Annotated in this window: 13 protein-coding genes; 10 read left to right on the forward strand and 3 right to left on the reverse strand. The window is 65.7% G+C overall.

The window, feature by feature from the left end; genetic code table 11:
• Positions 1 to 59: 59 nt before the first annotated feature.
• Genes W7U_RS00650 through W7U_RS00660 form a run of 3 tightly spaced genes read right to left on the reverse strand, consistent with a single transcriptional unit; the run spans position 60 to position 2424 of the window.
• Positions 60 to 1424, reverse strand: coding sequence for a cytochrome P450 (locus tag W7U_RS00650; RefSeq protein WP_008253742.1), 1365 nt, complete (start codon positions 1422 to 1424; stop codon positions 60 to 62).
• A 44-nt stretch (positions 1425 to 1468) separates the two neighbouring features.
• Positions 1469 to 1669: a ferredoxin gene (locus W7U_RS00655; protein ID WP_008253744.1), complete on the reverse strand. Its 201-nt coding sequence runs from the start codon at positions 1667 to 1669 to the stop codon at positions 1469 to 1471.
• A 53-nt stretch (positions 1670 to 1722) separates the two neighbouring features.
• Positions 1723 to 2424, reverse strand: a complete 702-nt coding sequence (locus W7U_RS00660) for an SDR family NAD(P)-dependent oxidoreductase (RefSeq protein ID WP_008253745.1) — start codon at positions 2422 to 2424, stop codon at positions 1723 to 1725.
• Between the two features lie 371 nt (positions 2425 to 2795).
• Between W7U_RS00660 and W7U_RS00665 the strand changes: the two genes are divergently transcribed.
• From W7U_RS00665 to W7U_RS00710, 10 genes are all read left to right on the forward strand, one after another.
• Positions 2796 to 4241 (forward strand): aldehyde dehydrogenase family protein, encoded by a 1446-nt coding sequence (locus W7U_RS00665; protein ID WP_085976841.1) that lies wholly within the window; start codon positions 2796 to 2798, stop codon positions 4239 to 4241.
• A complete protein-coding gene (locus tag W7U_RS00670; RefSeq protein WP_008253748.1) occupies positions 4238 to 5443 on the forward strand; it encodes a CoA transferase in 1206 nt (401 codons plus the stop codon). The genes W7U_RS00665 and W7U_RS00670 overlap by 4 nt, the downstream gene beginning before the upstream one ends.
• A 383-nt stretch (positions 5444 to 5826) precedes the next feature.
• Positions 5827 to 6645 (forward strand): ABC transporter permease, encoded by an 819-nt coding sequence (locus W7U_RS00675; protein WP_008253750.1) that lies wholly within the window; start codon positions 5827 to 5829, stop codon positions 6643 to 6645.
• A gap of 7 nt (positions 6646 to 6652) precedes the next feature.
• Positions 6653 to 7498: an ABC transporter permease gene (locus W7U_RS00680; RefSeq protein ID WP_008253752.1), complete on the forward strand. Its 846-nt coding sequence runs from the start codon at positions 6653 to 6655 to the stop codon at positions 7496 to 7498.
• Between the two features lie 19 nt (positions 7499 to 7517).
• Positions 7518 to 8780: an MCE family protein gene (locus tag W7U_RS00685; protein WP_008253754.1), complete on the forward strand. Its 1263-nt coding sequence runs from the start codon at positions 7518 to 7520 to the stop codon at positions 8778 to 8780.
• The gene (locus tag W7U_RS00690) at positions 8777 to 9799 is read left to right on the forward strand and encodes an MCE family protein (protein ID WP_008253756.1); all 1023 of its coding nucleotides are present in this window, start codon (positions 8777 to 8779) and stop codon (positions 9797 to 9799) included. Before W7U_RS00685 ends, W7U_RS00690 begins: the two co-directional genes overlap by 4 nt.
• Entirely contained in the window at positions 9799 to 10917 is a 1119-nt protein-coding gene (locus W7U_RS00695; protein ID WP_008253758.1) for an MCE family protein, read from the forward strand. Before W7U_RS00690 ends, W7U_RS00695 begins: the two co-directional genes overlap by 1 nt.
• Positions 10918 to 10925: 8 nt before the next feature.
• Entirely contained in the window at positions 10926 to 12341 is a 1416-nt protein-coding gene (locus tag W7U_RS00700) for an MCE family protein (RefSeq protein WP_008253759.1), read from the forward strand.
• Positions 12338 to 13717 carry an MCE family protein gene (locus W7U_RS00705; protein WP_036428494.1) on the forward strand — a complete coding sequence of 460 codons (1380 nt, stop codon included), beginning with the start codon at positions 12338 to 12340 and terminating at the stop codon, positions 13715 to 13717. The genes W7U_RS00700 and W7U_RS00705 overlap by 4 nt, the downstream gene beginning before the upstream one ends.
• Positions 13718 to 15508, forward strand: a complete 1791-nt coding sequence (locus W7U_RS00710) for an MlaD family protein (RefSeq protein ID WP_008253761.1) — start codon at positions 13718 to 13720, stop codon at positions 15506 to 15508.
• The last annotated feature ends 5 nt before the right edge of the window (positions 15509 to 15513 follow it).

Here is a 15513-nt window from a genome sequence, read left to right on the forward strand (position 1 = left end):
TGCCCCAAATATAGGGCGCGATCACGCTGAACAGGCCCACTCGTAGAAATTGTGAGAGCTCAGTCGATGACCGCAGCTTCCTTACGCTCGGTGATCGGCCGGGCGAGTTCTTGCTCGTCGCAGATGCGTTGCAGCTTCTCCAGCGTCTCGTCCAGGCCCGCGCCGACCTTGCGGCCGGGCGTGAAGGTGGCCGGCAGTTTACGCATGCCCTGGATGACACCGATGGTCTCGTAGTGGACGGTGCCCTCCGGATCGCACTGATAGTCGGGCATCCGGTCGAGGACCGCGGTCAGCATGGATTTGAACACGGTACGTGCCACGTTCGAGCCGATGCACCGGTGGACGCCAAGGCCGAAGCTGAAGTGCCGGTTTCCCTTGCGGTCGAGGATGATCTGGTCCGGGTCGTGGAAGACCGAGGGGTCGCGGTTGGCCATCGCCCACGAGATCCACAGCCGCTCACCCTCTTTGAACTGCGTGCCGTCGAGCTCGGTGTCGTCGGCAAAGGTCCTGCCATCCCCGGGCGCCGGGGTGAAGTAGCGCAGGAACTCTTCGGTCGCGGGGTCGAGCAGGGTCTTGCGCTCGTTGCTGAGCAACTGCCGTTGCTCCGGGTGTTCCGAAAGCCATTCCAGCGAATGGGCGGTCAGGGCGGTCGTGGTGTCGAAGCCGCCGCCGATGACCAGGCCCAGGTTCCCGAGGATTTCCAGTTCCGGGGCCGGCTCGCCGTCGATGCGCATCTCGAGTAGGCCGTTCACGATTCCCGGCCGCGGATTTGCGCGGATCTCGATCATGTTGTTGACCATGTCGAGCCCCATCTCGCGGTGCATCGCGGTGACGCGCTCGATGTCGGGGGAGTGCTCGGGCGTGTACACCGCGGCGTGTACCGGCTCGCTGTACATGTTCCACTTCTTCAGCGGGATGCCCAGCATTGCCAGCGTGAAGACGGCGGGCACGATATTGGCCAGGTCGTCGACGAAGTCGATGCGGCCGCTCTCGATCTTCTCGTCGAGGCAGGCGCGCGTCACGTCGTCGATGAACGGTTCCCAGCGCTTGATCGCCGCCGGTGACAGGTATGGGTTGAGCACGGTTCGGTAGGTGCGGTGCTCGGGGTCGTCCATCTCCAGGATCCCGCCGCGCACCGCGCTGACCCGGCTGGCCGTGGGGATCGAGATGCCTTTGTAGCCGCGGCGTTCGCCATGGATGTCGTGATCGTTGGAGACGACGGGGCAGCGGGCGAGCTCGAAGACCTCGTGGCTGCCGGCCGCAACCCAGTGCCCGCCATAGGTTTCCGTCCAGGCCATGGGGCACTTGGCGTGCATCTCTTCGGTGATCGCCTTGAACTTCGACCGGTACTCCGAGGAATGCCGGTCGAAGTGGTACCGGTTCTTCTTGCGGTCGCTGTCGTTGACGACGTCGTCGACACTCAACGCTCTGTCTCCCTACGTGTTCGCTGGCTGAGGACCGTGCCGGCTCAGGCGTCGTCGGTGATCATGATGGCCTGCTCCGGACAGGACTGCGCGGCTTCACGCACCTGGTCCTCGCGATCGGCGGGCACCACCTCGTCGATAGCCGACGAACTGCCGTCAATGTCGCTGAGCTGGAATGATTCCGGAGCGATCATCGCGCACAGGGTGTGGCCCTGGCACCGTTCTGAATCCACCCAGACCTTCATGGGCTTTCTCCTCTCACACTGGTTGCCGGGCACCGATGACGAATCGCCACCGCTCAGGTGTTTCGACCGCCGTTGACGCCCAAGATCTGACCGGTGATGTAGCCGGCTTCCTCGGACACCAGAAACGCGCACGCCGCCGCGATGTCCTCGGGGGTGCCCATCCGGCGTACCGGTGTCCGCGCGATGGTCTCGTCGATGTCGCCGAGGAATCCGTTCTTCTCGGCCGCGCGCAGCATCGGGGTGTCGATGAAGCCCGGCGGCACCGCGTTGACCGTGATGCCCTTGGGCCCGTACTCGAGTGCGAGCGACTTCGTCAGGCCGTTGACCGCCGACTTGGCCGCCACGTAGTGACTCATATAGGGAGCACCCGAATGCGTGCTCGACGACGAGATGTTGACGATGCGACCCCACCCCGCCTCGACCATGTCGGGCAGCACCGCCTGGACGGTATGGAAGACGCCGTTGAGGTTGACGTCGATCACGCGGTGCCAGTCATCGAAGCTGATGTTGTTGAACTTTTTGAACCCGTCGAGCCCGGCGGCGTTGACCAGAACCGTCACCGGTCCGAGTTGGGCGCGGACGGCCGACAGCGCGGCATCGACTTGCGACCGGTCGGTGACGTCGGCGGTGAATGCGAAGTCAGCTTCCGAAGGACGCAGATCAATCGAGGCGACGTTCAAACCGTCGGCGCGCAGGCGTTGCGCGACGGCGAGACCGATGCCGGACCCGCCACCGGTGACTACCGCAGTCTTCATGTTGAGGCCTCTGCTCCGAAGGGGGCCATTTCAGTCACAAAGAATCTCCCTTACAATTATGAGAACCTTACTCTCCGCGCGAACCGCCGTGCAACACGCGCCCAACACCGCGTCCGGCCTGCGCGGAGAGGCCCAGGCCGACAGCGTACGGCCAGTTGAGGCCCTGGTCAGCACGTCGATCTCATTCCTGAGACTTTCTTGAATTATCGAGATTCGAATGTAAGATTCGCCGGGGAAGAGAATGAAATTATCGTGATCGCCACCACACCAGGGGGTACGTAATGCCTGCCCAGGACACGGCAGAGCCCGGCACTGGAACCCCAGTGACCACCGCGGATGCCGCGCCCGAGTCCCACGCCGACCGTCGTCTGTTGATCGACGGCCGGCTGGTCAGCACCGACAGGACATTCCCCTCGATCAATCCCGCAACGGGTGCCGTCATCGGGCATGCGCCGGACGCCGGCGGCGCCGAGGCGCAAACAGCCATCGCGGCGGCCCGGCGTGCGTTCGACACCACCAGCTGGCCCACCGATGTCGAGCTGCGGATCCGCTGCCTCGATCAGTTGCACCGGGCGCTCGTCGAGCACGCCAACGAGTTACGTGAGCTCACCATCGCCGAGGTCGGCGCCACCCGCGCGCTGACCCAGGGTGCTCAGCTCGACGAGCCGATCGGCATCGTGCGCTTCTACGCGGACCTGCTGAGCACCTATGAGTTCTCCGAAGACCTCGGCGAACGAGAGGTGCGGGGCATGCGCCACCACCGCTGGGTGGAGAAGGAAGCCGCCGGCGTGGTCGGCGCCATCATCGCCTACAACTATCCGAATCAGCTTGCACTGGCGAAGCTCGCGCCGGCGCTGGCCGCCGGATGCACCGTCGTGCTCAAGGGCGCGCCGGACACACCCCTGGTCACCCTGGCGCTCGGCGAGCTCATCGCCAACCACACCGACATTCCCGCCGGGGTGGTGAACGTGCTCAGTTCGTCGGATCCCGCGTCGGGAGTCGCGCTGACCACCAGCCCGGACGTCGACGTCATCACCTTCACCGGTTCGACCGCGGTCGGGCGCAAGATCATGGCCGCCGCGAGCGACACCGTCAAGCGCGTGTTCCTGGAGCTCGGCGGTAAGTCGGCGGCCATCATGCTGGACGACGCCGACTTCGCCAACGCCGCCCTGTTCGCGGCGTTCAGCATGGTCACCCACGCCGGCCAGGGTTGTGCGCTCACGTCCCGGCTGTTGGTGCCCAAGTCGCACCACGACGAAATCGTCGAACTGATCGCGCAGAATTTCGCCAAGGTGCGACACGGCGACCCGGCCGACCCGACTACTTATATGGGCCCGCTGATCAACGAGCAACAGCGGGAAAAGGTTGACGGCATGGTGCAGCGCGCCGTGGCCGCCGGGGCAACCCTGGTCACCGGCGGCAAGCGATTGGATCCCGGCTACTTCTATGCGCCGACGCTGTTGACCAACGTCGACCCCGACAGCGAGATCGCGCAGGACGAGGTCTTCGGCCCGGTGCTCGTGGTGATCGCGTTCGACGACGATGACGATGCCGTGCGCATCGCGAACAACTCGATCTACGGCCTGGCCGGTGCGGTGTTCAGCCGCGATCAGGACCGCGCGCTCGCGGTGGCGCGGCGTATCCGGACCGGATCCTTCTCCATCAACGGCGGGAACTACTTCGGTGCCGACACCCCCTTCGGGGGTTTCAAGCAGTCCGGCGTGGGTCGCGAGATGGGGGCGGCCGGGCTCGAGGAATTCCTGGAGAGCAAGACCTTTGCCGTGCCAGCCGTCTCAGCGAAAGGAGCCGGCGCATGAGCCCGCTCGAAGGCATCCGCGTCCTTGAAGTCGCCATGTACGGGTTCGTTCCGTCGGCGGGCGCGGTGCTCGCCGAATGGGGTGCCGACGTGGTCAAGGTCGAGCACGCGGTGACCGGTGATCCCCAGCGCGGGCTGCGGCAGACCGGGATGCTGCGCGTCGAGGGCGATCCCAACCCCAACATCGAGCACGCCAACCGCGGCAAGCGCAGCATCGGGCTGGACATGTCGGTGCCCGAGGGCAAGGAAGTGCTCTACGAGCTGGCCCGTCGCGCCGATGTCTTCCTGACCAGCTTCCTGCCCGACCACCGGCGCAAGTTCGGCATCGACGTCGACGACATCCGGGCGATCAACCCCAAGATCGTCTACGCGCGCGGGAGCGCGTTCGGCCCGCGCGGCGAAGAGTCCACCAAGGGCGGCTACGACATGACCGCCTTCTGGTGCCGGGCCGGAACCGCCGCCACCATTACCCCTGCCGGCATGCCGGGCATGATCGCGCCGCCGGGACCGGCGTACGGCGACACCATCTCGGGGACCAACCTCGCCGGTGGCATCGCGGCGGCGCTGCTCAAGCGTGAGCGCACCGGCGAACCGTCCGTCGTCGACGTGTCGCTGCTGGGCAGCGGCCTGTGGTCGCTGGGCCACACGGTCGCACTGACAAGGCATCTGAACCAGCGGCTGGAATCGCCGCCGCCCGGCGTGCACGGCGCCCCCAACAATCCGTTGGTGGGGCTGTACACGACATCCGACGGCCGCTACATCTCGTTCGTGATGATGCAGCCGACCAAGTTCTGGGCCGACGTGTGCCGCCATGTCGACCTGCCGGAACTGGCCGACGACCCGCGCTTCGACACGGTGGAGAACATCGCCGCCAACACGGCCGACGCGGTGGAGTTGTTGACCAAGGCCATCGCCACCCGGACGTTGGCCGAATGGAGCGAGCGCTTCGCCACGCTCTCCGGGCCGTGGGCACCCGTGCAGGACACCCTGCAGGCGGCCGACGATGCGCAGATCCGCTCGAACGAGTACATGGTCAAGGCGGGTGAACTCGAGCTGGTGTCCAACCCGGTACAGTTCGACGTCGCAGCGCCACAGACCGGGCCGGCCCCCGGATTCGCAGAGCAGACCGACGAGATCTTGATGGAACTCGGCCTCGACTGGGACCGGATCATCGAACTCAAGACGGCCGGCGCCGTCACCTAGGACTGGAGCAGCCCTGACATGCTTGAGCCGACCGTCGCTTCCGTTGGGACGCAGATACCTTGCCTCACTGCACCGGCCGCGAGATGTGCGATAACGGTTATGCATTTTTCGCTCCGCCTGGGCGCGGCATGAGTCATAATCGCCGGACGCTTCAAGACGTGGAGCCCCTCGTTTTGCGGCGCCATTTCACGCGACGGAACGGAGGTCTGTGGTGAGCCGACTCGCAACTGTCGCATCGCAGACGGACGCCGGAACATGGCTGCCCGCTGAGCATTTCGCCCTCGTCAGCGCGCCTTTACAGCTGTCAATTCTGTCGAATGTACCGCACTCGTTGCGCCACAACAAGACTGTCGGTCTCGTAGCTTGGGAAGGGGCTGCCGCCGATGGCAACCAAGGGAGCTGACCACTGGTCGGCGGGATTGCCCGCGCTCAAGCTCAAGTTCGACTTCACGGGGCCGATGCATGCCGTCGGAGCCTTGTTCGCGATGTCGGCCGATGCGGTCAAGTTCCTGTTCCGCCGGCCGTTCCAGTGGCGCGAGTTCTTGGAGCAGTCCTGGTTCGTCGCGCGGGTGTCGTTGGCTCCCACCCTGTTAGTAGCGATCCCGTTCACCGTCCTCGTCAGCTTCACGCTGAACATCCTGTTGCGCGAGCTCGGCGCCGCGGACCTGTCCGGAGCGGGCGCGGCGTTCGGCGCCGTCACCCAGCTCGGACCGCTCGTCACGGTGTTGATCGTGGCCGGCGCGGGCGCCACGGCCATGTGTGCGGACCTGGGGTCGCGGACGATCCGTGAAGAAATCGACGCGATGGAAGTGCTGGGCATCAACCCGATCCAGCGGCTGGTGACACCGCGGATGCTGGCGTCCGGGTTGGTCGCGTTCTTGCTGAACAGCCTCGTCGTCATCATCGGCGTCCTTGGCGGCTACGTCTTTTCGGTCTTCGTGCAAGACGTCAATCCCGGCGCGTTCGCCGCGGGTATCACGTTGCTCACCGGCGTGCCGGAGGTGGTCATCTCCTGCATCAAGGCAGCGCTTTTCGGCCTCATCGCCGGCTTGGTCGCCTGCTATCGGGGCCTGTCGATCACCGGCGGTGGCGCCAAGGCCGTGGGCAACGCGGTGAACGAAACCGTGGTCTATGCCTTCATGTCGCTGTTCGTCGTCAACGTGGTGGTCACCGCGATCGGCATCAAGATGACGGCGAAGTAGGGCTGCGATGGCATTGAGGGCCGTATACCCGCGACTGACCCGGCAGTTCGAGAGGCCGGTCGCCTTCTTCGGGCGGATCGGTGACCACAGCCTGTTCTACGGTAAGGCGCTCGCCGGAGTCCCCTTCGCGGCCACCCGTTACACCCGCGAAGTCGTTCGACTGGTTGCCGAGATCAGCATGGGCGCGGGCACTTTGGCGATGATCGGCGGAACCGTGGTGATCGTCGGCTTCCTGACGCTCGCGGCGGGCGGCACGCTGGCCATTCAGGGTTACACCTCGCTGGGCAATATCGGCATCGAGGCGCTGACGGGCTTCTTGGCCGCATTCATCAACGTGCGTATCGCGGCACCGGTGGTCGCCGGGATCGGCTTGGCGGCCACCTTCGGCGCCGGCGTGACCGCTCAGCTGGGTGCGATGCGGATCAACGAAGAGGTCGATGCCTTGGAGAGCATGGCGATTCGGCCGGTCGCCTACTTGGTCAGCACCAGGATCCTGGCGGGAATGATGGCGATCACCCCGCTGTACAGCATCGCCGTGATCCTGTCGTTCGTGGCCAGTCAGTTCACCACGACGTTCTTGCTCGGGCAGTCGCAGGGCTTGTACCAGCACTACTTCAACACGTTCCTAAACCCGATCGACCTGCTGTGGTCGTTCCTGCAGGCCATCTTGATGGCGCTCACGATCCTGCTCATCCACACCTACTACGGCTATTTCGCTTCGGGCGGGCCGGCCGGTGTCGGCAACGCGACCGGCAACGCGGTGCGCACCTCGCTCATCGTCGTGGTGTCGGTAACGCTGTTGGTCTCGCTCTCTATTTACGGTACGAACGGCAACTTCAACCTGTCCGGTTAGCAGAGGAGGTGGAACGGTAATGACGCAGAGTGTGCCAGCGGGTCGCGGCGCGGTCGCCGGCCGACCGGCGCGCACCGGCCATGCGCGGCCGCCGGCCGGACGGAGTTATTTGCCGCCCCTGCTCGGGCTGGCCACCGTTCTCATCATCGGTCTGATCTTCGCCGTGGCGGTGGGTCTGTTCCAGGGCTCCTTCACCGAAACCGTGCCGGTGACGGTGATCTCGAAACGGGCCGGCCTCGTCATGAACCCCGACGCCAAGGTCAAGATGCGCGGCGTGCAGGTGGGCAAGGTCGCCTCGATCGAACCCCTGGCCAATGGAGAAGCGGCCATTCATTTGGCGATGGATCCGTCGCAGTTGCACTTCATCCCCGGCAACGTGCTCGTCGACATCGCGTCATCGACGGTGTTCGGTGCCAAGTCAGTCCTGCTGGTAGAGCCCGACCAGCCCTCGGCGCAGCGGTTGCACAGCGGCCAGACGCTACAGGGCCAGCACGTCATGGTCGAAATCAACACGGTGTTCCAACAACTGGTGTCGGTCCTGAGCCACATCGATCCGCCGAAGCTCAACGAGTCGCTCGGTGCGCTGGCGCAGGCGTTCAGCGGGCGGGGTCCGCAGCTCGGCCAGTCGCTGAGCGACCTGGATTCGTTCCTGGCCAGGCTGGAGCCGAGCCTGCCCGCGTTCCGGCACGACCTCGCGGTCTTGCCGGCGGTGTCCAACGCCTATGCCGACGCGGCACCCGACCTGGTGAAGACCGCCGCCAACGCGACCCGGATCAGCAAGACGCTCGTCGACGAGCAGCACAACCTGGACGCGTTGCTGATCAGCGCGATCGGCTTGGCCGACATCGGCAACGACGTCTTGTCGACGAACCGCCAACCACTGACAAATGTGCTGCATCTGCTGGTGCCGACCACCGACCTGACCAATGAGTACGCACCGGCGCTCAACTGCGCCTTCGCCGGGCTCGCGGTGATGTCGCACAACGCGCCGTTGTCGGAGCCGAGCATCAACATCTCGGCGAGTCTCACGTGGGGCGCCGAGCGCTACCGGTACCCGACGAACCTGCCCAAGGTTGCGGCGACGGGCGGCCCGCAGTGCGTGGGTCTGCCGAAGCTGCCGTTCAATACGGCCCCACCGCAGCTGATTGCCGATACCGGCGCGAACCCCGTGAACTACGGAAACCCCCAGCTGTTGATCAACTCCGATCTCCTCAAGCAGCTGTTGTACGGACCGATCGCCGGACCGCCACGCAACTCCGCGCAGATCGGACAGCCCGGATGAGAACGCGCGCAACGCTGGTCAAGTTCACGATTTTCGCGGTCGTGATGGCGATGCTCACCGCCTTCCTGTTCTTCATCTTCGGCCAGTACCGGACGGGTGCGACGACCAAGTACTCGGCGGTGTTCACCGACGTCTCACGCCTCAAACCGGGCCAGTCGGTGCGGGTCGCCGGCATCCGGGTGGGCACGGTCAATAGTGTTTCGCTGCAACCGGACAAGAAGGTTGTGGTGAACTTCGACGCCGACCGCAACGTCGTCCTCACCGAGGGCAGCAGGGTTGCGGTCCGCTACCTCAACCTGGTGGGCGATCGCTACCTCGAACTCGTCGACGGTCCGGGCTCGCCCAAGCGGCTGCCGCCCGGCGCGCAGATTCCGGTCAGCCGTACCGCGCCGGCGCTTGACCTCGATCTGCTGCTCGGTGGGCTGAAACCCGTCACCCAGGGCCTGAACGCGCGCGATGTCAACGAGCTGACCTCGGGGTTGTTGCAGGTGTTCCAGGGCCAGGGCGGGACGCTCGAGTCGCTGTTCGCCAGGACGACGTCTTTTTCAAATGCCTTGGCCGACAACGACCAAACCGTGCAGCAGCTGATCGACAACCTCAACATCGTGATCGGCACGGTTGCCAAGGACGGCAAACAGTTCTCCGGCGCGATCGATCGCCTCGAGCAGCTTGTCAGCGGCCTGTCGAGTGACCGCGACACCATCGGATCCGCCATTGACGCCCTGGACAAGGGAACCGCCTCGCTGGCGGATCTGCTGGCGCAGGCCCGCCCGCCGCTGTCCGGCACCATTGCCCAGTTGAACCGGCTGGCGCCGATACTCGACGGCGACAGGGACCGCCTCGACGCGGCCCTGCAAAGGGCACCGAAGAACTACCGCAAGCTGGTCCGACTCGGCGTGAACGGCGCCACCGTCCCGTACTACCTCTGCCAGTTCGGGCTCCGCGGCACGGATCTTTCAGGTAAGACCGTGCGCGCCAACATCTTCAGGTCAGATGCAGGAAGGTGCACGGAACCCTAATGCTCAAGTATCGCGGAGCTGGGCTGGTCAAGCCCGGACTCATCGGCGTCGTCCTGGCGGTGATGGTCATCCTCGTGGGCCTGTCACCCGACCGATTCGTCCAATGGGCGACGATGGTGCGCTACCAGGCGCTGTTCACCGAAGCCGGCGGCCTGGCGGTGGGCAACCCCGTTGTCGTGTCGGGGATGAAGGTCGGCTCCGTGTCGGATGTGAAGCTCAGCCATGGCGACGCTCTGGTGACGTTCGCGATGAAGGGCAACATCCTGCTCGGCTCCGAGACTTCCGCGCACATCCGCACCGGCACGCTGTTGGGCGAGCGGATGCTGACGGTGGAGTCCGCCGGCAGCGGCACGATGCACCCGATGGCTCTGATACCCGTCTCGCGCACGTCTTCGCCCTACTCGCTGACCGAAGCGGTCAGTGACCTGACGTCGGACACGGCCGGCACCAACACCGCGGCGCTGAATCAGTCGTTGGACACGCTGGCGGCGACGCTCGACCAGATCGCACCCCAGATGGGGCCGGCCTTCGACGCGCTCACCCGGCTATCGCGAACCCTCAATAGCCGCAACAAAAACCTGGGCGAGTTGTTCAAGAGCGCCGGCGACGTCACCGGGATACTTTCGGAACGCAGCATGCAGGTCAACAAGCTCATCCTCAACTCCGATTCCCTGCTCCAAGTGCTGGTCGCACGCCGGCAGGAGATCGTGGACCTGCTGGCCAACACCTCGGTGGTGGCCAAGCAGCTGACGGCGTTGGTGCATGACAACGAAGCCACATTGGCGCCAACGCTGGAGAGGCTGAACCGGGTGACCGGCGTCCTGGAGAAGAACCGCGACAACATCGGCAAAGCGCTGCCGGGCCTCGCCAAATTCCAGATCACCGTCGGTGAGGCAATCTCCGGTATGTACGCCTACCAGGCGTTCACCCCGAACTTCCTTGTTCCGCAACTCTTCCAGGAGTTGTTCGACTACCTCTGGGGATTCCGCACCTTTGATACTTCAAAGGGTCCCGGCTTCCCGTCACCGGTACCTCGGGCCCTGACCCCCTGGCCGTACAACCTCATTCCACAGTGCCCTGGCTGCACGTTGGGCGGACGGATCGGAGGATCACAGTGACCTCCCGGATGTCCCGGATTCCGCGCAACCGGCTGACTGTCGTGACGGCGGTCGTGCTGGTCGGGCTGATCATTGCCGGTGCCGCCATGGTGGTCCGTAATACATTCTTCGGGCCACGAACGATCACCGCCTATTTCACCACCGCCACCGCGATCTATCCCCATGATGAGGTGCGGGTATCGGGCGTCAAAGTCGGCAGCATCAAATCCATTCAGCCGCAGGGCACCCAGGCCAAGATGGTCTTCAAGGTCGACCGCGACGTGCCGATTCCGGCGGACGCGAAGGCGGTCATCGTCGCCCCGAATCTGGTGGCCGCCCGCTATGTCCAGCTCTCGCCGGCCTATCGCGACAGTGGGCCGGTCATGCGCGACGGGGCGGTGATTCCCGTTGAGCGCACCGCGGTTCCGGTGGAATGGGACGAGGTCAAAACCCAGTTGATGCGGCTGGCAACGGATTTGGGGCCCAAGAGCGGGGTATCGGGCACGTCGGTGGGCCGGTTCATCGACAGCGCCGCGAACGCGCTCGACGGCAACGGCGACAAGCTGCGGCAGACGCTCGGTCAACTGTCAGGGGTGGGCCGGATCCTCGCCAACGGCAGCGGCAACATCGTCGACATCATCAAAAACCTGCAGACCTTCGTCGGCGCGTTGCGCGACAGCAACGTGCAGATCGAGCAGTTCAATGGTCGCCTGGCCACGCTCACCAGCGTGGTCAACGACAGCAAATCCGACCTGGACGCGGCGCTGACCGATCTGTCCACGGCGGTCGGCGAGGTGCGGCGATTCATCGCCGGTACCCGCAACCAGACCAGCGAACAGATCGCCCGGTTGGCCGATGTCACGCAGAACCTGGTCGATCACCACATGGCACTGGAAAACATTCTGCACGCGGCCCCGAACGCGTTCGGAAACTTCTTCAACGACTACAACGCCGACACCGGAACCATCGTCGGAGGATTCGGGCTGATGAACATGGCGAATCCCACGTGGGGCGGTCAGGTTCTGCTGGGCGTGTCGGGCTGCACGCAAATCGGCGCCGTCGAGAACATCACCGCGGTCGAATCGGGCAAGCTGTGCTCCCTGTTCCTCGGTCCCGGGTTGCGGCAGACCAGCTGGAATAACTCGCCCATTCCCCTCAACCCGTTCATACAGAAGTCGGTCGACCCGTCCAAGGTCCTCTACACCGAACCGCGCCTGGCGCCCGGCGGCGAGGGCCCGAAGCCCGCAGCGCCCGAGGTCCCGCCCGAGGTGTCGGCCTACACCGGCCTGCCGGGTGATCCGGTGGGACCGCCGGGGGCGGTGCCACCGGAGCGGATACCGGGCGCGGCGATGCCGCTGCTGCCGCCGCCGTCGACACCGGTGCCACCACCGCCGGCGCCGAGCGTGTCGGGCATGCTGCTGCCGGACGGAGGGCCACAACAATGAGCGCGCGGGTTGCGGCTAAGCGGGTCTTCGCCACGGGCTGTTGCGTGGCGGTGACGGCAACGGGATGCGCGTTCCACGGCCTCAATTCACTACCGCTGCCCGGTGCGGTCGGACGCGGACCCGGGGCCAATATCTACCACGTCGAACTCCCGAATGTCGGTACGATGGAGTCGAATTCGCCGGTGATGATCGACGACGTCGTGGTCGGCAGTGTCGGTGCGATGAGGGTGCAGGGCTGGCACGCCGACGTCGAGATCTCGGTCAAGCGCGATGTGGTGGTCCCGGCCAACGTGGTGGCCACCGTCGGCCAGACCAGCCTGCTGGGCTCGATGCATGTGGAGCTCAACACTCCGCCCGGCCAGCAGGGCAGCGGACGGCTGCAGCCGGGCGCCACCATCCCGCTCAGCCGGTCCTCGGCCTACCCGTCGACGGAGCAGACGCTGTCGTCGTTGGGCGCGGTCGTCAACGGTGGTGGATTGGGACAGATCGGCGAGGTCATCCACAACTTCTCGGCCGCCCTGTCCGGGCGCGAGGGTGCGGTGCGCGATCTGATCACCCGCCTGGATACGTTCGTGGGCACGCTGGACGACCAGCGCGACGACCTCGTCGCCTCCATCCAGGCGCTGAATCGGCTTGCCGGCACATTCGCCGACCAACGCGACGTCATCACCGATGCGCTGCGCAAGATACCGCCGGCGCTCGAGGTGTTGGTCAAGGAGCGGCCGCGTCTGACGGCCGCCCTGGACCATCTTCGCGTGTTCAGCAACACCGCCACCAGGCTGGTCAACGACTCCCAGGCTGACCTGGTCGCTAACCTCAAAAACCTGGAGCCGACCATCAAGGCGCTCGCCGACGTCGGACCGGACTTCGGCGCGGCCATCGCGGCCTCGTTCGTGTTCCCGTTCACCCAAAACTTCGTCGACCGAGCGGTCCGCGGGGACTTCTTCAACCTGCATTTCGATTTCGACCTGACGATTCCGCGGCTGAAGAAGGGATTGTTCCTCGGAACCCACTGGGGGCAGCTGGACATGCCCATTCCACCGGTGCCCGGGGACCCGTATCGCCTGAATTACACGCTCGATCCGTTGCATAACCCGCTGAGGCCACCGTGGGTCGTTCCCAACGCGCTGCCGCTGCCGCCAGCACCGCCGGGTGCGGTGCCCGGGCCTTCGTCGGCTTACGGCCCGCTGCCTGGGCCCCCGCCGGCTGCGGCGCCGCTGCCCGGTCCGCCGCCGAATGCGGCGCCGTTGCCCGGTCCGCCGCCGAATGCGGCGCCGCTGCCTGGTCCGGCGCCGGGTGCGGCCCCGGTGCCTGACGCGGGTCTTGGTCAATCGCCGGCGCCCGCAGAGGCGCCTGGAACGGGAGCGGGTGGATAGATGCTGACGCGCTTCGTTCGGATCCAGCTGGCGGTTTTCCTGATCGCCGGAACCATCGGCGTGATCGCGATGGTCCTCTTCTACATCCAAGCGCCGACGCTGCTGGGCATCGGCCGGATGACGGTGACCCTGGAGCTGCCCGCCACCGGCGGTCTGTACCGGTTTTCCAACGTGACCTACCGCGGGATCCAGCTCGGCAAGGTTACCTCGGTGGGTTTGACGCCGACCGGCGCGAAAGCGACGCTGTCGCTTAGCACTTCACCGAAGGTCCCGGCGGACCTGACCGCGTCGGTGCTCAGTGTCTCCGCGGTGGGTGAGCAGTATGTGGACCTGCGGCCCAAGACGAATTCGCCGCCTTATCTGCACGACGGGTCGGTTATCGCCGTGCGCGACACGACGATTCCGCAACCGGTCGCCCCGATGCTCGAGCAGGTCAACGCCTTGGTCCAAAGCATTCCGAAGACCAAGCTCGGCCAACTGCTGGACGAGTCCTTCCAGGGTTTCAACGGTTCCGGTTATGACCTGGGGTCACTGATCGATTCCTCGAAGACGCTGTCCCGCGACGCCAACGGCGTCGTCGATCGCACCCGGGCGCTGACCGAAGACACCGGACCGCTGCTGGATACCCAGGCGCGCACCACCGATTCGATCAGAACGTGGGCACACAGCTTCGCCGGCATCTCGGATACGTTGGTGAACAACGATTCTCACTTCCGCACCATCCTGGAGAAGGGGCCCGACGCCGCGAATGAGGCGTCCCGGCTTCTCGAGCAAATCAAACCGACGCTGCCGGTGTTGCTTGCCAACCTGACCACCATCGGCCAGATCGGCGTCACCTACCACCCCTCGATCGAGCAGCTGCTGGTGTTGCTGCCGTCGGGTGTCGCCATCGAGCAGGCCGCTTCGGGTGAAAACCATCCCGACGGTAGGGCGTACGGCGACTTCGCGGCCACGGTCGACGACCCGCCCATTTGTACGGTCGGCTTCATGCCGCCCAACACCTGGCGATCCCCGGACGACCTGACCGACATCGACACGCCGGACGGGTTGTATTGCAAACTCCCGCAGGACTCACCGATCGCGGTTCGCGGTGCCCGCAACTATCCCTGCATGGGGCATCCGGGTAAGCGCGCGCCGACCGTCGAAATCTGTAACAGCGACAAGCCGTACATGCCGCTGGCGATGCGCCAGCACACGCTCGGTCCCTACCCGCTGGATCCCAACCTGATTGCCCAGGGTGTGCCGCCCGATGACCGGATCACCACCAATGACAGGATCTTCGGCCCGGTCGAGGGAACGCCGCTGCCGCCCGGGGCGGTGCCGCGCGGCGCGCCTGCGGGGCCCCGGGGAGAAAATCCGCCGCCGGGCACGGTGGGGGCCGCTGTCCCCCCGTTGCCGTCGTCGGGACCAGCGCTGGCGCCGATGTCGAGAATGTCGGCGGACCTTCCGCCCATAGCGCCACTCGACGTTCCTGTGGCAGGGGAGCTTCCCCCGCCGCCCGCCGCGCCGCCAGCTCCGGCGCTGCCTTTAGCCCCGCTCTTTCCCCCCGCGCCCGCGCCCCCCGCACCCGGGCAGGCCGATCCCGCACCGGCCGACACGGCCGGCGGAGGGCCCCAGGCTGCGCCAAGCTCGTTCGGGGCCAACGCATCTAAGCACGCGCCCTCGGTCGCGGTGGCGAAGTACGATCCGCGCACCGGTCGTTATGTCGGTCCCGACGGGAAGTTGTATCAGCAGTCGGATCTCGTCGCTCCGAAAGTGCCCAAGACGTGGAAGGACATGCTTCCCACCTGAATTCG

The sequence above is a fragment of the Mycobacterium sp. H4Y genome (assembly GCF_000364405.1).
GTDB lineage: Bacteria > Actinomycetota > Actinomycetes > Mycobacteriales > Mycobacteriaceae > Mycobacterium > Mycobacterium intracellulare.

Coding starts and splice junctions, on each gene's coding strand:
- W7U_RS00655 (WP_008253744.1), bottom strand. CDS start 1,669: ATGAAGGTCTGGGTGGATTCAGAACGGTGCCAGGGCCACACCCTGTGC.
- W7U_RS00660 (WP_008253745.1), bottom strand. CDS start 2,424: ATGAAGACTGCGGTAGTCACCGGTGGCGGGTCCGGCATCGGTCTCGCC.
- W7U_RS00670 (WP_008253748.1), top strand. CDS start 4,238: ATGAGCCCGCTCGAAGGCATCCGCGTCCTTGAAGTCGCCATGTACGGG.
- W7U_RS00675 (WP_008253750.1), top strand. CDS start 5,827: ATGGCAACCAAGGGAGCTGACCACTGGTCGGCGGGATTGCCCGCGCTC.
- W7U_RS00680 (WP_008253752.1), top strand. CDS start 6,653: ATGGCATTGAGGGCCGTATACCCGCGACTGACCCGGCAGTTCGAGAGG.
- W7U_RS00685 (WP_008253754.1), top strand. CDS start 7,518: ATGACGCAGAGTGTGCCAGCGGGTCGCGGCGCGGTCGCCGGCCGACCG.
- W7U_RS00690 (WP_008253756.1), top strand. CDS start 8,777: ATGAGAACGCGCGCAACGCTGGTCAAGTTCACGATTTTCGCGGTCGTG.
- W7U_RS00695 (WP_008253758.1), top strand. CDS start 9,799: ATGCTCAAGTATCGCGGAGCTGGGCTGGTCAAGCCCGGACTCATCGGC.
- W7U_RS00700 (WP_008253759.1), top strand. CDS start 10,926: ATGTCCCGGATTCCGCGCAACCGGCTGACTGTCGTGACGGCGGTCGTG.
- W7U_RS00705 (WP_036428494.1), top strand. CDS start 12,338: ATGAGCGCGCGGGTTGCGGCTAAGCGGGTCTTCGCCACGGGCTGTTGC.
- W7U_RS00710 (WP_008253761.1), top strand. CDS start 13,718: ATGCTGACGCGCTTCGTTCGGATCCAGCTGGCGGTTTTCCTGATCGCC.